We start from the raw sequence: 19,286 nt of genomic DNA, 5'->3' as shown, positions 1-19,286 counted from the left end.
CGGCCGTTGGAGCGCGAAGGGGCCGGAGTCCGTGTGGACTCCGGCCCCTTCGACGGTGAAGCGGGGTGCGTGGATCAGGCGGCGACGGCCTCGCTCGCGTGGCCGTGCAGCTTGGTGAGGACCTCGGTCAGCTGGGCGACGACCTCGGCGTCGTCGGACGGGTGGGTCTCGGCGAAGCGGACCACGGAACCGGGGATCGAGAGCTTGATCTCCTCGATGACCTTGCCGCCGGCGATGCCCACGGCCTTGCGGGTCTCGTCCTGCGCCCACACGCCGCCGAACTGGCCGTACGCGGTGCCGACCACGACGACCGGCTTTCCGCCGAAGCCGCTGGCGCCGTAGGGGCGGGACAGCCAGTCGATGGCGTTCTTCAGGACGGCCGGGATGGTGCCGTTGTACTCGGGGGAGAAGAAGAGGAACGCGTCGGCGGAACCGGCGGCCGCGCGGAGCTTGGCGGCGGCGGCCGGAACGTTGCCCTCGACGTCGATGTCCTCGTTGTAGAACGGGATGTCGGCGAGACCCTCGAAGATCTCGATGTCGGCGCCCTCGGGCGCGAACTTCACGGCGGCCTCGGCGAGCTGGCGGTTGTGCGAGCCGGCACGCAGGCTGCCGACGAGCGCGAGGATACGAACAGACATGGGGGACTCCAAGAGGGGGCTGAAACACTGCCGTTACGATCCGGACCGAGGTCCGTTTAAAAGTTGTACCAGGCTAAGCGGACCGCGGTCCAGTTTTGTTCCCAGTGCTTTACGCTGTCTTCATGTCCAGCGCCCTGCCGCCCTTTCCGAAGCCCGAGGAGTCGATAGGCGAACCCCAGTTGCTGGAGGTCCGCTCCTACGCCGACGAGCCCTGCCTGCGTGCCGACGCGGCCCGCAACCGCGCCAAGCTGCTGGAGGCCGCCGCCCGGCTCATCGCCGAGCACGGGGCGGCCGGCGTCACCATGGAGGCGGTCGCCGCCGCCGCCCAGGTCGGCAAAGGGACCGTCTTCCGCCGCTTCGGCGACCGCACCGGCCTGCTGATGGCACTGCTCGACCACTCCGCGCAGACGCTCCAGGCCGACTTCCTCGGCGGCCCGCCCCCGCTGGGCCCCGGAGCCCCGCCGGTCGAGCGGCTGCGGGCGTTCGGCGTGGCCGTGCTGTACCGCCATGCCGAGCAGCTGGACCTGCAGATGGCCGCGCAGCCGGAGCCCACCCGCCGGTTCGCCCACTCCGCGCTCCGGGCGCTGCGCACCCACGTCACGATGCTGCTGCGGCAGATCCTCCCGGACGCCGACTGCGATCTGCTGTCCCAGACGCTCATGGCGTATCTGGACCCGGCCCTGATCCACCATCTGACCCGGCAGTGCGGGATGCCCATGGAGCGGCTGGAGGCGGGCTGGATCGACCTCGTCGCCCGCATCACCCGTACGCAGCCGCCCAGTTGAGCCCGTCCCGTTGAAAAACCTGCCCCGCTGAACGGCCCGGCTCAGCCCATGCTTGCGAAGAAGTCGAGCATGCCCTGCGGGGCGTCCTCGCCGAACATCAGGATCCCGTTCGCCGCGGACTCCGCCGCCGACTCCTCGCTGCGCGGGAACAGCCTCTCCTCGTAGGCGGCCAGCGCGGCCTCGGTGTCGCCCGGGTGCGCGGCCAGCGCCTCGCCCAGTTCGGCCCCGTCGAACATGGCCAGGTTGGCGCCCACGCCCGCGAACGGCGACATCAGATGGGCCGCGTCGCCGAGCAGCGTGACGCCGGGGATCCGCTCCCAGCGGTGCCCGATCGGCAGGGCGTGGATGTGGCGCGGGGTCAGCGGCCCGTCCGCGTCGGCGAGCAGCGCCCGCAGACTCTTGTCCCAGTCCGCGAAGTGCCCCAGGGTGTACGCCTTCCCCGCCTCGGTGTCCGTGAAGTCGACGCCGTCGAACGCGTCCTCGGGGACGGCCAGCGCCACGTAGATGTGCAGGCTGCCGTCGGTCTCGCGGTGGGCCAGGAAGCCCTTGCCCGCGCCGAGCGCCATCATCATGCCGCCGCCGACGACCTCGGCGCTCACGGGATGCCGTACGTCGGCGTCCGGCAGGTCCACCTCGACGAACGAGATGCCGACGTACGCGGGCTTCGCGTCCGAGAGCAGAGGCCGCACCTTGGACCAGGCGCCGTCCGCGCCGATCAGCAGATCGGTGGTGAAGGCGGTGCCGTCCGCGAGTGTCACCTCGTGCCGGCCGCCGTCGAGCGGGCGGGCGCCGGTGACCTTCGCGCCCCAGCGGACCGTGCCCTCGGGCAGTGAGCCGAGCAGCAGGTCGCGCAGTTGGCCGCGGTCCACCTCGGGGCGCCCGCCGGTGCCGTCGTCGGGGTCGTCCAGGAGGACCGTGCCGGTCCTGTCGAGGACGCGGGTGCTCTCGCCGCCCGCGTGGACCAGTGCGCGGAACTCCTCGTACAGACCGGCCGCGCGCAGCGCCGGCTGGCCCGAGTCGTCGTGGATGTCGAGCATGCCGCCCTGGGTGCGGGCGGCGGGGGAGGCGTCCAGGTCGAGGACCGCGGCCTCGATGCCGTTGACGTGCAGGACCCGGGCGAGCGTGAGCCCGCCGAGTCCGCCGCCGACGATCGCGATGGGGTGATGGGGGGTGGTCATGGTGGCCTCCTTGAAGTGGGCGGTAAACAGGGTCAGTCGGGAACGGCGGTCCGCTCGATCCCGTTGATCAGTGCCTGGAACCGCCAGGACAGGCGGGCCAGCGGCGCCCCGGCGAGCAGGTCGCCGGAGCGGGCCGCGATGTGCGGATGGGTCCGGTCGGACGCATTGCGCACGGCGTCGGTCAGGGTGTCCCAGTCCTCGCGGGTGGTGTCGTCGCCCGAGTGCTCGGCCGCCGTCGCGGTGGCCTGCTGGAGCAGCAGGTCCACGCCCCACGCGGCCTGCGCCGGTGGGACGCCGCCCTCGTCGAGCAGGGCCAGCAGGGTCTCGATCAGGTTCAGGTAGTGCGGGCCACTGGGCCAGGCCGTGAGCGCCGAACGGGCGAGACTCGGGTGCTCGAAGAGCATCGCGGTGTACGCGGTGAGCACCTGCTCGATCCGCTCGCGCCAGGAACCCTCGGTGGGCGCCGGCCCGATCGTGCCGAGCAGCTCGTCCAGGACCGCCGCGTGCAGCTCCGCGGTGTTGCGGACGTACACGTACAACGAGGCCGGACCGGTGTCGAGGTCCTGGGCCAGGCGCCGCATCGTGACCTTCTTCAGACCTTCCGCACGCAGCACCGCGACGGCGGCGGCGACGATGCCCTCCCTGCTCAGGGAGGGTTTGGCCGGCCGGTCGCGGCGGCTGCGCGGGGTGTCGGGGCGAGCTGTCATGCTTCCACAGTAACGAACATGTTCGCTCCGAACAAGTTCGTGACGAACATGTTCGTAAAATACCGGACCATGCTGCTCTCGTGACGGCCGTTCCCCCGCCGCACTTCTCGGCCCCGGCTTCTGCCAAGATGCCGTACGTCATGGTGCAGATACCGAAAACGCCCGCAGCTCCGTCGCCCGCACCGCGCTCCGTGCCCACGAGCGCCGATGTGGCCCGCCTGGCCGGCGTCTCACGCGCGACCGTCTCCTACGTCCTCAACAACACCAGTGCCGTACGGATCAGCGAACCCACCCGGCGCCGCGTGCACGAGGCGGCCAAGGAACTCGGGTACGTCCCGCACGCGGCGGCCCGCAGTCTGCGCGCCGGCCACAGCCGCATGGTGCTGATGCCCGCGCCGACCATGCCGGTGGGGCTCCTCTACAGCCAGTTCATCAACGAACTCCAGTGGGCGCTCAGCCGCCTCGACTACACGGTCGTGCAGCACGGGTCCGTCGGTCTGCGCGGCGACGAGGCCGCCCGCGCCTGGGCCGAACTGCGCCCGGTCGCCGTCCTGGTGCCCGGCGCGGGGCTCGGCCCGGAGGGCGTCGAGGTCCTCAAGCGCTCCGGTGCGCGGGCCGTCCTCACGCTCGGCCCCGAGAAGGTCGAGGGCGCGCACGCCCTGCTCCTGGACCACGAAGGTGTCGGCCACTGCGCCGGTGCGCATCTGTACGGCCGCGGCCGGCGCCGGATCGGCGTGGTCGTGCCCGAGGAACCCGGCATGGGGGTCTTCTCCCGGCCCCGCGTCGAAGGGGTGCGCCGCGCCCTGCTCGGCACGGACGCCACGGCGACCGAACTCCCGCTCGCCTACAGCGAGGAGAGCGCCGCCCGGACCGCCGCCCGCTGGCGCGCCCTCGGCCTCGACGCCGTGTTCACGTACAACGACGAGTACGCGATGCTGCTGATGCGCGCCCTCCAGGACGAGGGCATCCGCATCCCCGAGGACACGGCCGTGATCGGCGCCGACGACCTCATGATCGGCCGCCTGCTGCGCCCACGCCTGAGCACCGTCCACATCCAACTGCCGTCCGGCCACGAACTGGCCGAACTGGTCGACACCGCAGTACGCGAACCGGGCGGGGTACCGGGCACACACGAACTCCTCGGCGCGTCGGTGGTACACCGCGACTCCAGCTGACCGGGGTGTGGTGTGCGCGGCCGCACGGCGGAGGAGGGTGTCGTCGTGATGGGGTCCCCCGCTCAGGCGAAACCTAGAGTGCTCGGGCTGGGCGGAGAGCGGGGGAGTCGGGGACCGCGCCCACCCCGGGCCGGGCGACCCCGCCCGGGGCGAATCGGCCGTACGCGACCAGGGACTGTCCGGCGAAGCAGGTCGGAGGGAAACGGCGGTGCCTGATCAGCATCGGTGAGCGGGGTGCGGTGCGCGTCCTGCCAGGCGGTGACGCCGAGCGTGTGCGGATGCCGCTGGACGCGCGGCGAGGCGGTCGGCCCGCGTGGGCGTTAGCGTGGGTCGACCGACGGCATCGCGCCCTCCTGGAGCGTCCCGGCAGGTTCGCCCGAGGCGTTCGGCCCGATCCGCCCGGCGACCGGGTCGGGCGAAGCCGAGAGCGAGGGAACCGACGACCGCTCCCGGGGCGATCCGGCCGTAGGAGACCAGGGCCTGTCCGGCGGAGCAGGTCGGAGGGGCGTAGCGGTGCCTGATCGGCGCCGGTGAGTGGCGTGTCGTGCGTGCCGCCGCAAGGCAGGGGCGGCGTCCGGGCGATTGGGGCCCCTTGCTCGGGCGAAGCCGACAGCGGGGGAGTCGGTGACCGCGTCCACCCCGGGCCCGGCCACCGCGCCCGGGGCGATCCGGCCGTACGTGACTAGGATGTTGCATGCTCAACCAGACGGGGATGCGCTCGGACACCGGACGCGGCTCGCGCGTCTGTGCCGGATCGCCGCATCCCGTCGTGCGGCCGCTCAACGGGCCGTGAAGACACGGGACTTGCGCTGCCCGGGCGGGTCCCGCCGGTGACGGATCGGAGAACCGCCATGACTCTGCTCGACCCCAAGACCTGGCAGCCCCGCCCCCTCTCGGGCCCCGAGTACCCGGTCACCGAGCCCGCCACCGGCGACACGCTCGGCACCGTCACGCTCGCCGGCGCCGAGGACATACGGCCGGCCGTCCAGGCGGCCCGGACCGCGCAGGCCGAGTGGGCGCGTGTCCCGCACTTCGTCCGCGCCGGTGTGCTGCGCAGGGCCGGTGACCTGTTCGCCGCGCACGCCGAGGAGCTGCGCGAGTGGCTCGTGCGGGAGTCCGGCTCCATCCCCGGCAAGGCGGACTTCGAACTGCACGTCGCCGCCCAGGAGTGCTACGAGGCCGCCGCGCTCGCCTCCCGCCCCGCCGGGCAGGTCCTCCCCTCGGAGGCGCCCCGGCTGTCGTACACCCGGCGTATCCCGGTCGGGGTCGTCGGCGTGATCGCGCCGTTCAACGCCCCGCTGATCCTCTCCATCCGCTCGGTCGCCCCGGCGCTCGCGCTCGGCAACGGGGTCGTCCTGAAGCCGGATCCGCGCACGGCGGTCTGCGGGGGACTGTCGCTCGCGGCGGTCTTCGCGGCGGCGGGCCTGCCCGAGGAACTGTTTCAGGTACTGCCCGGCGGCGCCGACGTGGGGGCCGCGCTGGTCGCCGATCCGCAGGTGCCCGTGATCTCCTTCACCGGTTCAACTGCCGCCGGTCGCGCGGTCGGTGAGGCGGCGGGGCGTCATCTCAAGCGCGCGCACCTGGAGTTGGGCGGGAACTCGGCGCTGATCGTGCTGGCGGACGCGGACCTGGACGCGGTGATCTCGACGGCGGCCTGGGGTTCGTTCTTCCACCAGGGCCAGATCTGCATGACGACCGGCCGTCATCTCGTGCACGAGTCGCTCTACGAGGAGTACGTCGAACGCCTCGCCGCCAAGGCTGACTTGCTGGCCGTGGGCGACCCGCATCGCGCGCAGGTGCACCTCGGGCCGATCATCGACGGCACCCAACTGGCCAAGATCCACGGCCTGGTTGAGGCAAGCACGGCAACTGGCGCCAGGCTGGCGGCCGGTGGCACCCACGAGGACCTCTTCTACCGGCCGACCGTCCTCGCCGACGTGGACGACACCACCCCTGCCTACGCGGAGGAGGTCTTCGGTCCGGTCGCGCCGGTACGGTCCTTCGCCACCCCCGACGAGGCGGCGGCGCTGGCCGCGACGGGACCGTACGGCCTGTCGCTCGGGATCGTCACGCGTGACAGCGCCCGCGGCCTGGACCTGGCGGAACGCATCCCCACCGGGATCGTCCACATCAACGACCAGACCGTGAACGACGAGGCCGTGGCCCCCTTCGGCGGGGTCGCCGCGTCCGGCACCGGCGCCCGCTTCGGCGGCGAGGCCAATCTGGAGGCCTTCACCGACGTGCGCTGGACGACGGTGCGCGGGGACGTGGCGTCGTACCCCTTCTAGTACTGACCAGTACTGACGAAGAGGCTTACTGACCGTTCTGCTCGGCCTGCGCCTGCTGCTCCTCGACGGACTTGCGGACCTCGTCCATGTCGAGCTTGCGGGCCTGGCCGATGACGTCCGTCAGGGCGGCCTCCGGCAGGGCGCCGGGCTGGGCGAACACGGCGACGCGGTCGCGGACGATCATCAGCGTGGGGATCGACTGGATGCCGAAGGCCTGGGCCAGCTCGGGCTGGGCCTCGGTGTCGATCTTGCCGAAGACGAGGTCCGGGTTCTCGTCGGCCGCCTTCTCGTAGACCGGGGCGAACTGACGGCACGGCCCGCACCAGGACGCCCAGAAGTCGATCAGGACGAAGTCGTTGTCCGTGACCGTCTGGTCGAAGTTCTCCTTGGTGAGCTCCACGGTGGTGGTCATGACGTGATTCCCTCTTCCTCGATGTGGGGGCGAAGCCGTCCCGGACAACACGGTCGTCCGGTCCCGTATTCCGCGCCCCTACCCGTGTGGCCTCAGCGCACACCACCCAGCAGACTGGCCCCATGACGGAAACGGAATCCATCGCGTACGACGTCGTGGTGCTCGGGGCCGGGCCCGTGGGGGAGAACGTCGCCGACCGCACCCGTGCGGCCGGTCTCTCCACCGCGATCGTGGAGAGCGAACTGGTCGGCGGCGAGTGCTCGTACTGGGCGTGCATGCCCAGCAAGGCCCTGCTGCGCCCGGTCATCGCCCGCGCCGACGCCCGCCGGGTGCCCGGCCTCGGCCACCTCGTCCAAGGCCCCCTCGACACCGCCGCGGTGCTCGCCCACCGCGACTACGAGGCCTCGGGCTGGAAGGACGACGGCCAGGTCCAGTGGCTCGACGGCATCGCCGCCGACCTCTACCGCGGCCAGGGCCGCCTCGACGGCCCCCGCAGGGTGACGGTGACGGGCCCCGACGGCGTCCGGCACGTCCTCACGGCCCGGCACGCCGTGGCGGTCTGCACCGGCACCCGCGCCCTTCTGCCGGACATGCCCGGACTCGACGAGATCAAGCCGTGGACAAGCCGCGAGGCCACCAGCGCCAAGGCCGCGCCCGGCCGGCTCATCGTGGTCGGCGGCGGGGTCGTCGCCGTCGAGATGGCGACCGCCTGGCAGGCCCTCGGCTCCCGCGTCACCCTTCTCGTCCGCGGCAAGGGCCTGCTGCCCCGCATGGAGCCCTTCGCCGGCGAACTGGTCGCCGACGCGCTCACCGAGGCCGGCGTCGACGTGCGCACGGGTACGTCCGTCGCGTTCGTGACCCGCGAGAACGGTACCGTCATGGCCTCCATCGAAGGCGGCGACCGCTTCGAGGCCGACGAGATCCTCTTCGCCACCGGACGCGCCCCGCAGACCGACGACATCGGCCTCGACACGATCGGCCTGGCACCGGGCTCCTGGCTGACGGTGGACGACACCCTGCGCGTCCCGGACAGCGACTGGCTGTACGCGGTCGGCGACGTCAACCACCGCGCCCTCCTCACCCATCAGGGCAAGTACCAGGCCCGTATCGCGGGCGCGGCGATCGCCGCCCGCGCCGAGGGCGTCCCGTTGCTGGAGACCGACCCGTGGGGCGCCCACTCGGCCACCGCCGACCACGACGCCGTACCCCAGGTCGTCTTCACCGACCCGGAGGCCGCGTCCGTCGGCCTCTCCCTCGCCGAGGCCGAACAGGCCGGCCACCGCGTCCGCGCGGTCGACGTCGAGTTCTCCTCGGTCGCCGGCGCGGGCCTCTACGCCGACGGCTACCGAGGCCGCGCCCGCATGATCGTCGACCTGGACGAGGAGATCCTGCGCGGCGTGACGTTCGTAGGCCCCGGCGTGGGCGAACTGATCCACTCGGCCACGATCGCCGTCGCCGGCCAGGTCCCGATCAACCGCCTGTGGCACGCGGTCCCGTCGTACCCGACGATCAGCGAGGTGTGGTTGCGGTTGCTGGAGGCGTACCGCGGCTGAACACGCCTGGTGCCCATGGGTAGTTGAGTCAGTTCCCTACGGCAGCTCGAACCCGAGCGCAGCCGACGCCGCATCCGGTGTCGGCTGCGCCCAGCGCTCCGCCATCGCCTCGTTCGAGGACAGTGAGCGCAGCTCGGCCCGGTCCAGGTAGAGCAGGCCGTCGAGGTGGTCCGTCTCGTGCTGGACGATCCGCGCGGGCCACCCGGTGAACACCTCGTCCACCGCCCGCCCGTGCTCGTCCTGCCCGGTCAGCCGCACCGAGGCGTGCCGCGCGACCACGGCCTGCCAGCCCGGCACGCTCAGGCACCCCTCGAAGAACGCGGCCCGACCGTCACCGACGGGCTCGTACGACGGATTGACCAGCGCCCGGAACGGCTGCGGCACCCGCCCGCGCGCCACCCGCACCTCGTCCGGCACCGGCGCCGGATCCTCGATCACCGCGATCCGCAGCCCCACCCCGACCTGCGGCGCCGCGACACCCACCCCCGGTGCCTCGTGCATGGTCACGCGCAACGCCTCGACGAACCGGGCCAGCAGCGCGGGCTCCAACTGCCCGTCGAACGGCTCGATTCCGCGCCTGAGCACCGGGTCGCCGGCCGAGACGATGGGCAACGGGCCGCCGACGGCGAGGAGTTCCTCGACCCGCTCGGCCAGGGGTACGCGATCACTGGGAAGTGCCATCGCGCCAGGATGCCACGACCCCCGGCGCCATCTGATGTGACCCACGCCATACACATCCACGGGAACTCGCGGCCTTCACGCCCCGACTACTGGACCACTACGGCCACGACACATCACCCGCTCGATTCCGCGCCCCGTCCTCCTCCTCGCCCCCGGAGAAACCTGCCCATGTCCACCGCTCCCTCGACCACCACGGCCGAGGCCCCGCAGGAGCCCACCCCGGCACCGTCCCCCAGCCGCTGGGCCCCGCTGCGCCCCCTGGTCCTGCGTCTGCACTTCTACGCCGGAGTGCTCGTCGCCCCGTTCCTGCTCGTCGCCGCCACCACCGGCTTCCTGTACGCCGGTGCCTTCCAAGCCGAACGGATCGTGTACGCCCATGAGTTGACCGTCTCCGTCGGCGACCGCGAACTTCCGATATCGCAGCAGGTGACCGCCGCCCGCACGGCGCACCCCGAGGGAACGGTCTCGGCGGTCCGCCCCTCCCCGGAGGCCGGTGCCACCACCCGCGTGATGCTCTCCGGCGTCAAGGGCACAGCCGCCGACCACACCCTCGCGGTGTTCGTCGACCCGTACACCGGAAAGGTCCGCGGCGCGCTCGAACAGTACGGCTCGACCGGCGGGCTCCCGCTGCGCACCTGGATCGACGAACTCCACCGCGATCTCCAACTCGGCGAAACCGGCCGCCTGTACAGCGAGTTCGCCGCGAGCTGGCTGTGGGTCATCGCGGGCGGTGGCCTGGTGCTGTGGTTCTCCCGCCGCCGCGCCCTGCGCAAGGTGCGCGGCACGAGCGGCCGCCGCCGCACCCTCGGCCTGCACGGCACGGTGGGTGTCTGGAGCGCCGTGGGCTTCATCTTCCTCTCGGCGACCGGACTGACCTGGTCGACCTACGCGGGCGCCAACATCGACCAACTCCGCACCTCCCTGGGCCAGTCCACCCCATCGGTGTCGGCCGCGGCGAGCGGCGAGCACGCGGGCCACGGCGGCTCCACCTCGACCGGCGACGCCCAACACGGCGTAGGACTCGACAAGATCCTCGCCGCCGCGCGCGCCGAAGGGCTCGGCAACCCCGTCGAGATCGTCCCGCCCGCCGACGCCAACTCCGCGTACGTCGTCCGGCAGGTGCAGCGCAGCTGGCCCGAGAAACAGGATGCCGTCGCCGTCGACCCCGCCACCGGCAAGGTCACCGACGAACTCCGGTTCGCGGACTACCCGTTGCTCGCCAAACTGACCCGCTGGGGCATCGACCTGCACACCGGCGTCCTCTTCGGCCTCGTCAACCAGATCGCCCTGATGCTGCTCGCGGGCTCACTGATCCTGCTGATCGTGTGGGGCTACCGCATGTGGTGGCAGCGCGGCCGGGGTTCGTCCTTCGGCCGCCCGATCCCGCGCGGCGCCTGGGCCCAGTTGTCGCCGCTGCTCCTGGTCCCGAGTCTGGCGGCGATCGCCGTACTCGGTTACTTCGTACCGCTGTTGGGCATCCCGCTGGCCGCGTTCATCGCCGTGGACGTGGTGCTGGGCGAGATCGCGCACCGGCGAGGGCAGCGGACGTACGCGAGGTAGCGACGCACGCGAAGGGGCCCGGTTCCGCGCTGGAACCGGGCCCCATCCGTGGTTGAACTGCCGCGTCTCAGACCTGCTCGAAGTCACCCGCGAGCGCCGAGGCGATCCGCAGATGCGAGCCGGCCTCCTCGTGCCGCCCCTGGCGCTCCAGCGTGCGGCCCAGCATCAGCCGCGCGTAGTGCTCCACCGGGTCACGCTCCACAAGGACACGCAACTCGGCCTCGGCGCGCCGCAGTTGGGCCGAGTGGTAGTAGGAGCGCGCCAGCAGCAGGCGCGGCCCGGTCTGCTCGGGCACCTCCTCGACCAGCCCGCCCAACACCCGCGCCGCCGCGGCGTAGTCCTTGGCGTCGAAGAACATCCCCGCGCGCTCCCAGCGTTCCGCCGGTGTTCCGTGGTCGTAGTACGTCATGTCCACTTGACCTCCTTCGACATGCCACAACGGCCGGGGTTGGTTGAATATTCCACTACCTTCCGGTGGTGGCCAGCTCCGCGTTCGCCCGCTCGGCGACCAGGGTCAGCACGCGACCGGCCGCCACCAGTTCCTCCTCGGGGATGTCGCCCCAGATACGGGCGCTCGCCGCGCTCGTCTCCTCCACGATCCGTTCGTACAGGGCCCGGCCCGCGTCCGTGATCCGCACCGCGGACGCGTCCGTCGCGAGGAGCCCGGCCGTGATCAGTTCGTCGATGGTGCCCCGCACGGAGCCCTCGTCGACCTTCAGGGCCGCGACGGTGTCCGCGGCGAGCTGTCCGCGGTCGACGGGCCCGGCGGCGAGAGCGACCGGCCGCAGGACGATCTGCTGCTGGAAGCCGAGGCCGTGGCGGGTGAGGACGCGCTCCAGGACGGCGCGGGCGGCGTAGTGGGCCAGGCCGAGCGTGCGGGCGTCCGCGGGAGTTGCGGTGGTGGTCATGACTGCTCCTTCTCGTGCTCACTCGCGGGGACAGGTGCAAGGGGTGTGTCGAGCAGGGTCACCAGGTCCCGGCTGAACTCCCGGGCCCGTGCGCTGTCGAGACCGCCGAGCGGTTCCAGCAACTGCTCCAGAAGTCCGTGGACGACCTTGATCGCCCGCCGGGTCACCTCGCGGCCCTGTTCGGTGAGGGCCAGTTGGACCGCACGTGGGTCCCGGGGGTCCCGGGTGCGCTCGACGAGGCCGGCGGACTCCAGGGCGCGGGCCAGCTTCGAGACGTAGAGGGCTTCGAGTCCGGTGTGGTCGGCGAGGTGACGCTGACTGGGGCGCAGCCCGGAGCGCTGCATGCCGTACAGCGACGCCACCAGGGAGTACTGCGCATGGGTCAGTCCCAGGGGTGCCACCGCGCGGTCGACCGCCACGCGCCACTTCATCGACAGTCGCCAGACCAGGAAACCGGGCGTCGCGCCCTTGGATGCCGTACTCATGGCCGATACCATACATGGCTACTATGTCCATGGCTACTATTTTTCGGACGGAAGGGCGGCAGGAGGGGGCGGGGGAGGGCGCCGGTGAAGGGGCTTGCGGACTGGGCCACTGAGGAGCCTGTGGACTGACGGAACGGCCCCGGCGGGACTAGGTTGTCGCCATGAGCAATCTTGATCGCGAAGCGGTTCCGGCCCTGTGCGGCGGCCGCGGTTTCGTGGTGGCGGAGCCCGTCCGTGAACTCCTCAGCCCGCGCCGGGTGCAACTCGGCGAGTCCACCGAGGTCCGCCGACTGCTGCCCAATCTGGGCCGCCGTATGGTCGGCGCGTGGTGCTTCGTAGATCACTACGGTCCTGACGACATCGCCGACGAGCCCGGGATGCAGGTGCCCCCGCACCCCCACATGGGTCTACAGACGGTGAGCTGGCTGCACGAGGGCGAGGTGCTGCACCGCGACTCGACCGGCAGCGTCGCGACGATCCGCCCGCGCGAACTGGGCCTCATGACCTCCGGCCGCGCGATCAGCCACGCCGAACAGAGCCCCAAGACGCACGCCCGCTTCCTGCACGGCGCGCAGCTCTGGGTCGCCCTTCCCGACAGCGACCGTCATGTCGAGCCGCACTTCGAGCACCACGCCGAACTGCCGGTCGTCACGGCGCCGGGCCTGCGCGCCACGATCGTCCTCGGCGACGTCGACGGCGCGGCCTCGCCCGGCACGACGTACACCCCGATCGTCGGCGCGGACCTGGCCCTCGCCGCCGGAGCGGACGTACGCCTGCCGCTGGAACCGGACTTCGAGTACGCCGTCCTCGCCATGTCCGGCGAGGCCCACGTCGACGGCGTCCCGGTCCTCCCGGGCTCCATGCTCTACCTCGGCTGTGGCCGCACCGAACTCCCGCTGCGCGCCGCGTCGGACGCGGGCCTGATGCTGCTGGGGGGCGAGCCGTTCGACGAGGAGCTGATCATGTTCTGGAACTGGATCGGACGCACGCAGGAGGAGATCCAGCAGGCCCGTGAGGACTGGATGACAGGGTCTCGGTTCGGTGAGGTGAAGGGGTACGACGGGGCGCCGCTGCCGGCTCCTGAACTGCCTCCCGTGGGGTTGAAGCCGCGAGGCAGAGTGCGCTGACCTGCGAGGACGTGCCACAGGGTTGCCTGGCGCGGGTGTGCGTGGACTTCCGTCCACGGCACCTGAGTGGCGCACGCCCAGGCACCGAACCCGGCGGTGCCGGCGGTACGGCCCAAGGAGCTGAACCGATACCGGGAATCAGGCCGCGACGAGCTCCTGTTCGCGGTCCGGCGTCTTGACCTTGGGCTTCTTGTTCGGCAGTGAGAGCCGGAAGACCTTGTGCCACGCGGAGAGCACCTGCTTGGGCAGCGGCCCGGTGACGTACTCCAGCTCGTACTTCTCGAACAGCGCGCGCACCTTCACCGCGACCTCGGCGTACCGGTTGCTCGGCAGGTCCGGGAACAGGTGGTGCTCGATCTGGTGCGACAGGTTGCCGGTCATGAAGTGCATGGCCCTGCTGCCGCTGATGTTCGCCGAGCCCATCATCTGGCGCAGGTACCACTGACCGCGGGTCTCGCCCTTGATCGACCGGCGTTCGAAGACCTGCACGCCCTCGGGGAAGTGCCCGCACATGATCACCGAGTGGGTCCAGACGTTGCGGACCAGGTTCGCGGTGAACGTGGCGGCGAGCGTGGGGAGGAACGACGGGCCCGACAGCAGCGGGTGGATCACGTAGTCCTTGAGCACCTGCTTGCGGATCTTGCGGCCCACGGCCTTGGCCCGCTCGCGGAACTCCGGGTTCTTGCGGCGACGCTTCTGCAGGTTCTTGCCGAGTTCCAGGTCGTACGCCGCGATGCCGTACTCGAAGAAGCAGGCGTTGATGAAGTTCCACAGCGGCTGGCCGAGGTGGAACGGGTGCCACCTCTGGTCCTCGTCGACGCGCATGATGCCGTAGCCGAGGTCGTTGTCCTTGCCGATCACGTTCGTGTACGTGTGGTGCAGCTCGTTGTGCGAGTGCTTCCACTGCTCGGACGGCGAGACGTGATCCCACTCCCAGGTGGTGGAGTGGATCTTCGGGTCCCGCATCCAGTCCCACTGGCCGTGCAGGATGTTGTGGCCGATCTCCATGTTGTCCATGATCTTCGCCACGGAAAGACCGGCGGTGCCGATCAGCCACGCGGGCGGGAAGAGCGAGAACAACAGCACGCCCCTGCTGACCAGTTCGAGCTTGCGCTGCGCCGAGATGACCTTGCGGATGTAGGCGGCGTCCTTCTCGCCGCGGCCGGCGATCACCTCGTCGCGGATCGCGTCCAGCTCGCGGCCGAGCTCCTCGATCTGCTCCGCGGTCAGGTGGGCGGTGGGGTCGGTGGCGGTCAAGGTGCTCCTACCGTTCGATGTCGCAGGGGCCCGCCGCGGCGGACACGCAGGTCTGGATGAGGACGCCCGGCTCGGCCTCGGTGATCTCGCCGGTGCGCAGGTCGCGGACGGCGCCCGCCTTGAGCGGCGTGACGCAGCCGAAGCAGATGCCCATGCGGCACCCGGAGGGCATGAGTACGCCGGCCTCCTCGCCGACGTCCAGCAACGGCGTGGCGCCGTCCGCATCGACGGTCTTGCCGCTGGCGCTGAACGTGACCTCGCCGCCGTCGCCGGTGACGACGATGCCGGGACGGAAGCGTTCGATGTGCAGGCGCTCTTGTACGCCGTGCTCGCTCCAGTGCTCCTCGGCGGCGTCGAGCAGGCCCGTGGGCCCGCAGGCCCAGGTCTCGCGCTCGGCCCAGTCGGGTACGAGTTCGTCGAGACGGGCGATGTCGAGCTGGCCGTCCGTGTCGGTGTGCACCTCGGTGAGCCGCAGCTTCTTGTCCGCGACCAGGGCGTGCAGTTCGTCGCGGAAGATCACGTCCTGCGGCTGGGGCGCGCAGTGGACCATGGCGACGTCGTCGAACTCGGTGGCGCGCAGCATGCCCATCACGGGCGTGATGCCGCTGCCGGCCGTCAGGTAGAGCACCTTGGCGGGCTCGGCCCGCGGCAGCACGAAGTCACCGGTCGCCTGGTCGAGTTGGATCAGCGTGCCGGGTTTCGCTCTGCGGACCAGGTGGTTGCTGACCTTGCCGTCCGGGATCGCCTTCACGGTGATCGTGACGCGGCCGTCCCGGCGGTCTGTCGGCGAGGTGACCGAGTAGGCACGCCACAGGCGCACCCCGTCGACGTCGACCCCGATCCGCACGTACTGACCGGCCGTGTGGCCGCGCCAGCCCCGGCCCGGCCTGATCACGATGGTCGCGGCGTCACCCGTCTCGGGGTGCACGGCCTCGATGCGCCCTCGCAGGTCGGCGCCCGCACGCAGCGGGCTGACCAGGTCGAGGTAGTCCGACGGCAGCAGCGGCGTCGTGACCATCTCCAGCAGTTTCCACGCCCTGGTGCGGAGGGCTGTACTCGTCATGACTCCAGCCTGCTGCGCCTCAAGGCGTAAAGTCCTAACCGCAGGACGTAAATCTGGTCGGCTGAATTGTTCGCAGGGAACAAAACATGGGGCATGCGGTTCGGAGGGCCAGCGAACTGGCCCTGGATGAGACGACGGTCACCGCACTTCGGGCCGCGCTGAGGACCACCGCGGACGAGGTCGTCGAGGCGATCATCGACGAGGTCCCTCCCTACGCCAACGCCCTTTCGGGCCGCATGGGCGCCACCATGCGCCGAGCCGTCCGCACCGCCCTGGGGCACTACCTGGACCTCGCGAGCGGGAACGCCACGAGCGGCGACGCCGGTGACGCGGCCTACGAGTTGGGCCGCGGCGAGGTGCGCGACGGCCGTTCGATGGACGCCCTGCTCAGCGCCTACCGCGTCGGCGCCCGCGTGGCCTGGCGATGCCTGGCGGCGGGTGCCGTACCCGCGGGTCTGCCCGCCGCCGAGGTCGCCAAGTTCGCCGAACTGACCTTCGCCTACATCGACGAGCTCTCCGCCGCGAGCGCCGCGGGCCACGCCGACGAACTGACCGCCCGGGGCAGGGACCACGAGCGCCACCTGGAACACTTGGCCCGCGACCTCCTCGCCGGCGCGAGCCCGGACGTGCTGCTGGCCTCTGCTCAACGGGCCGGGTGGCAGCCTCCGGTTTCGCTGACCGCGGTCCTGCTGCCCGCCGCCCAGACTCGGCCCGCCTACCGCGCGCTCGACCCGAGCACCCTCGTCCTCGACGATCTGCCGGACGCCACCGGTGTGCTGCTCGTCCCCGATGCCGACCGGTCGCATCTCTTGCGGCAGCTGACCGAGCGCACCGCCGTGGTCGGCCCGGCCCGGCCATGGACCCGTGCGTCCGCCTCGTACGAACGAGCCGTACGCGCGCGCTCCCTGTCCTCCGATATCCGCGACACCGAGGACCACCTGCCCGAGCTGGTGCTGAGCGCCGACGTGGACGCGTTCGCGGACCTGCGTGCCCGAGCCCTCGCACCGTTGCGGACCTTGCCTGTCGCGACCGCGCGGCGTCTGGAGGAGACGTTGCGGGAGTGGCTGCTGCACCAGGGCAGGCGGGACGAGGTGGCGGCGGCGTTGTTCGTCCATCCCCAGACGGTCCGGTACCGGATGTCGCAGCTGCGGGAGCTGTTTCCGGATCTCGCATCGCCACACCGGGTCCTTGAACTGACGCTGGCGGTCGGTCTTCGGGGCAGTTGACGCGTACTTCGACCGTCCGCGACCGCGTTCGCGATCGCGCCCGCGAGCGGTCCAGGAAGCGTGCCTTGTTCTCGGTGCCGTCAGCCGGCTCGTGCGGTCCGGGGACGGGCGGTATCAGCCGGATTGCGACCGGGGGTTGACGTGAAGACCGGACAATGCCCCGGGAAGCCCGTCGGGGGCGCTGTCCTGACACGAGGTGACCCACGGGCGCGCGGCGGGCTACAGCTGGGTGACCGGCGGGGCAGGCAGGCCGGGTCACAGGGATGATGGGGATGAAATGACGGAACGTGAGATCAGGAGCTTGCATGGCGGAGCGGGTTCACCGACCCCGTGAGGACGCGGAGTTCGATTTCATCCTCGGGATGAGCCGAGTCCCGGTCCTCGCGTACTTCACCGGGACATGGCCCAAGGCGATCGAGCCCTGCCGGGTGATGGACCTCGTCGTGGGCGGCATCGCCGACGACTACACGGGCCGCCTGACGGCCGTCCGCGCCGACATCACCCGTTGTCCGGCCGCGACCGGGCGATACGGGATCACCGGAGCCCCGTCCTACGTCCTGCTGAAGGAGGGAGAGGCGGTGGCGCACGGCACGGGGCCCATGACCACCGCCGAGGTGCGGAAGTTCCTGGACGGCCACCTCTGAGCGGCCGCTGCGACACGAGGCCGCGACGCCCGTCACGTCTCGTCTGTGGGAGCTGCGCCGCTGAGGCACCTGGCTCGCCGCATGCCACCAGGCGCGGTGACCTCGGTCCGATAAGCCGGGACGGGTCCGCGGGCACAGCGGCAGGTCCGCGAACCGTGCGTACGTAGGGCCGGCCGCGAGGGGTTGGGGCACGGGTGGAGGTAGCCAGGTGGACGTGGCGGGATCGGAGGAGCCGGGGGCTGGCAGACTTCGTTCTGTGAAATCCGTGGTGAAGCGAACGACGAGCGACTTGCGGCGGCACAACCGCTCCATCCTCCTCTCCGCTCTGTACGTGCAGGGACCCACCAGCCGGAACAAGCTGACCCGTGTCTCCGGCCTCAGCTCCGCGACGGTGAGCAATGTCGTCTCCCAACTCCTCGCCGAGGGACTGATCGCGGAGGGCGGTTCGGAGGACTCCGACGGGGGCAGGCCGCGCTCGGTGCTGGAGATCCGCCCGGACTACGGCTCCGTGATCGGCGTGGACATCGGTGAGACGCACGTCCGGATCGGGCTGTTCGACTGGACCCTGTCGGTGATCACCTCCGAGGTCTACCCGATCGCCGACACCCGGCTCGACGCCGAATCGGTGGCCGCACTGGTGCTCCAGGGCATCTCCGACGTGACCCGCGCCGCGGGCGTCGACCCCGCGGACCTGCTCGGCATCGGCGTCGGTGTGCCCGGCGCGGTCCAGCCCGACCCGCGGATCCCCGGGCGCACGCTGGTGCACGCGCCGACGCTCGGCTGGTCCGGTGTCGCACTCGGCGAGATGCTCGCCCCCGGAGTCGCCGCGCCGCTCATGCTGGACAACTGCGCCCGGACCCTGGGCCAGGCGGAGATGTGGCGCGGCGTGGGCCAGGGCGCCGACCGGGTGGTCACCGCGCTCATCGGGGTCGGGGTGGGCGCGGCCCTCGGGTCGGGCACGGAGGGGGGCACCGCGGGCCTGGCCCCTGCCACGATCGAGTGGGGCCACACGGTGATCTACGCCGGAGGGCTGCCCTGCCGCTGCGGTTCGCGGGGCTGCCTGGAGGCGTACGTCGGAGCCGATGCCATCCTCCACCGTTACCAATCCACCCTGGGCAGTCAGCCGTTCCACGCCTCCGGGACCGAGGGCCGGCTCGCGGAGCTGACGGCGCGGGCGGCCACCGACCCGGTGGCCATGGAGACCCTGGAGAAGATCGGGGAGTACATCGGCATCGGGATCGGCAACCTGATCAACCTGCTCCACCCGGACCTCGTGGTGCTCTCCGGATGGGCGGGCTCGGTGATGGGCGGGGTGGTTCTGCCCACCGTGCGGGAGACGGCCGAGCGGCACGCCCTGTCGTATCTGCGCGGACGCACCCGGATCGAGGTCGGACGGCTGGGTCAGGAGGCGGTGGCGATGGGAGCGGCCACCCTGCCGGTGGAGCACCTGCTGTCCACGGGCGGCCGGCGTCCGGAGATCGCGTCCGGGGCCGGGTCCGCGGTGGGTTCCGGGTTGGGGTCCGGCACCGGGGCCTGGGCGTAGACCCGACCCGCCCGTAAATCTGCTGTGCGGTGGTGCGGTGGGACTGTTGACGGCCA

The 19,286-nt window shown here is 71.5% G+C and carries 19 protein-coding genes; 9 read left to right on the top strand and 10 right to left on the bottom strand.

The window, feature by feature from the left end; translation table 11 throughout:
• Nucleotides 1-74: 74 nt before the first annotated feature.
• A complete protein-coding gene (locus tag OG194_RS04360; RefSeq protein ID WP_327399491.1) occupies nt 75-638 on the bottom strand; it encodes an NAD(P)H-dependent oxidoreductase in 564 nt (187 codons plus the stop codon).
• A gap of 104 nt (nt 639-742) precedes the next feature.
• Here OG194_RS04360 and OG194_RS04355 point away from each other — a divergent pair, with 104 nt between their 5' ends.
• The gene (locus OG194_RS04355) at nt 743-1,423 is read left to right on the top strand and encodes a TetR/AcrR family transcriptional regulator (RefSeq protein WP_327399490.1); all 681 of its coding nucleotides are present in this window, start codon (nt 743-745) and stop codon (nt 1,421-1,423) included.
• 41 nt (nt 1,424-1,464) lie between these two features.
• On the opposite strand, the gene OG194_RS04350 is transcribed toward OG194_RS04355, so the two are convergent.
• Together OG194_RS04350 and OG194_RS04345 are read right to left on the bottom strand one after the other, a co-directional pair.
• On the bottom strand, nt 1,465-2,601 hold the full coding sequence (locus OG194_RS04350; protein WP_327399489.1) for an FAD-dependent oxidoreductase: 1,137 nt from the start codon (nt 2,599-2,601) through the stop codon (nt 1,465-1,467).
• Nucleotides 2,602-2,633: 32 nt separating this feature from the next.
• Entirely contained in the window at nt 2,634-3,308 is a 675-nt protein-coding gene (locus OG194_RS04345) for a TetR/AcrR family transcriptional regulator (protein WP_327399488.1), read from the bottom strand.
• A gap of 140 nt (nt 3,309-3,448) precedes the next feature.
• On the opposite strand from OG194_RS04345, the gene OG194_RS04340 reads away from it, so the two are divergent.
• Entirely contained in the window at nt 3,449-4,483 is a 1,035-nt protein-coding gene (locus OG194_RS04340) for a LacI family DNA-binding transcriptional regulator (protein ID WP_327406973.1), read from the top strand.
• 851 nt (nt 4,484-5,334) lie between these two features.
• On the top strand, nt 5,335-6,771 hold the full coding sequence (locus tag OG194_RS04330) for a benzaldehyde dehydrogenase (protein WP_327399487.1): 1,437 nt from the start codon (nt 5,335-5,337) through the stop codon (nt 6,769-6,771).
• 25 nt (nt 6,772-6,796) lie between these two features.
• Here the strand turns inward: OG194_RS04330 and trxA are convergent, their stop codons facing one another.
• Nucleotides 6,797-7,183 (bottom strand): thioredoxin, encoded by a 387-nt coding sequence (gene trxA / locus OG194_RS04325; protein ID WP_327399486.1) that lies wholly within the window; start codon nt 7,181-7,183, stop codon nt 6,797-6,799.
• Between the two features lie 122 nt (nt 7,184-7,305).
• On the opposite strand from trxA, the gene OG194_RS04320 reads away from it, so the two are divergent.
• Nucleotides 7,306-8,736: a dihydrolipoyl dehydrogenase family protein gene (locus OG194_RS04320; protein ID WP_327399485.1), complete on the top strand. Its 1,431-nt coding sequence runs from the start codon at nt 7,306-7,308 to the stop codon at nt 8,734-8,736.
• A 36-nt stretch (nt 8,737-8,772) separates the two neighbouring features.
• Here the strand turns inward: OG194_RS04320 and OG194_RS04315 are convergent, their stop codons facing one another.
• Complete coding sequence (locus tag OG194_RS04315) at nt 8,773-9,417, bottom strand: peptide deformylase (protein WP_327399484.1); 645 nt, start codon at nt 9,415-9,417, stop codon at nt 8,773-8,775.
• A gap of 168 nt (nt 9,418-9,585) precedes the next feature.
• Here OG194_RS04315 and OG194_RS04310 point away from each other — a divergent pair, with 168 nt between their 5' ends.
• Nucleotides 9,586-10,977, top strand: a complete 1,392-nt coding sequence (locus tag OG194_RS04310; protein WP_327399483.1) for a PepSY-associated TM helix domain-containing protein — start codon at nt 9,586-9,588, stop codon at nt 10,975-10,977.
• Between the two features lie 67 nt (nt 10,978-11,044).
• Here the strand turns inward: OG194_RS04310 and OG194_RS04305 are convergent, their stop codons facing one another.
• The 3 genes from OG194_RS04305 to OG194_RS04295 are packed head-to-tail and all read right to left on the bottom strand — an operon-like array spanning nt 11,045 to nt 12,370.
• A complete protein-coding gene (locus OG194_RS04305; RefSeq protein ID WP_327399482.1) occupies nt 11,045-11,392 on the bottom strand; it encodes a tetratricopeptide repeat protein in 348 nt (115 codons plus the stop codon).
• Between the two features lie 49 nt (nt 11,393-11,441).
• A complete protein-coding gene (locus OG194_RS04300; protein ID WP_327399481.1) occupies nt 11,442-11,885 on the bottom strand; it encodes a MarR family winged helix-turn-helix transcriptional regulator in 444 nt (147 codons plus the stop codon).
• Nucleotides 11,882-12,370, bottom strand: coding sequence for a MarR family winged helix-turn-helix transcriptional regulator (locus OG194_RS04295; protein ID WP_327399480.1), 489 nt, complete (start codon nt 12,368-12,370; stop codon nt 11,882-11,884). The genes OG194_RS04300 and OG194_RS04295 overlap by 4 nt, the downstream gene beginning before the upstream one ends.
• A gap of 161 nt (nt 12,371-12,531) precedes the next feature.
• Here OG194_RS04295 and OG194_RS04290 point away from each other — a divergent pair, with 161 nt between their 5' ends.
• Entirely contained in the window at nt 12,532-13,497 is a 966-nt protein-coding gene (locus OG194_RS04290) for a pirin family protein (protein WP_327399479.1), read from the top strand.
• Nucleotides 13,498-13,635: 138 nt separating this feature from the next.
• Here the strand turns inward: OG194_RS04290 and OG194_RS04285 are convergent, their stop codons facing one another.
• Together OG194_RS04285 and OG194_RS04280 are read right to left on the bottom strand one after the other, a co-directional pair.
• On the bottom strand, nt 13,636-14,754 hold the full coding sequence (locus tag OG194_RS04285) for a fatty acid desaturase family protein (protein ID WP_327399478.1): 1,119 nt from the start codon (nt 14,752-14,754) through the stop codon (nt 13,636-13,638).
• Between the two features lie 7 nt (nt 14,755-14,761).
• A complete protein-coding gene (locus OG194_RS04280) occupies nt 14,762-15,817 on the bottom strand; it encodes a ferredoxin reductase (protein ID WP_327399477.1) in 1,056 nt (351 codons plus the stop codon).
• Between the two features lie 86 nt (nt 15,818-15,903).
• Between OG194_RS04280 and OG194_RS04275 the strand changes: the two genes are divergently transcribed.
• The 3 genes from OG194_RS04275 (at nt 15,904) to OG194_RS04265 (ending at nt 19,230) form a co-directional block, all read left to right on the top strand.
• Nucleotides 15,904-17,043, top strand: coding sequence for a PucR family transcriptional regulator (locus OG194_RS04275; RefSeq protein WP_327399476.1), 1,140 nt, complete (start codon nt 15,904-15,906; stop codon nt 17,041-17,043).
• A 305-nt stretch (nt 17,044-17,348) separates the two neighbouring features.
• Complete coding sequence (locus OG194_RS04270; protein WP_327399475.1) at nt 17,349-17,687, top strand: thioredoxin family protein; 339 nt, start codon at nt 17,349-17,351, stop codon at nt 17,685-17,687.
• A 265-nt stretch (nt 17,688-17,952) separates the two neighbouring features.
• A complete protein-coding gene (locus OG194_RS04265; protein WP_327399474.1) occupies nt 17,953-19,230 on the top strand; it encodes an ROK family transcriptional regulator in 1,278 nt (425 codons plus the stop codon).
• Nucleotides 19,231-19,286 lie beyond the last annotated feature (56 nt).

It is taken from the genome of Streptomyces sp. NBC_01288 (assembly GCF_035982055.1).
Lineage (GTDB): Bacteria > Actinomycetota > Actinomycetes > Streptomycetales > Streptomycetaceae > Streptomyces.
Note: the sequence above shows the minus strand (reverse complement) of the source record. Positions and strands in the feature narration are given on the sequence as shown.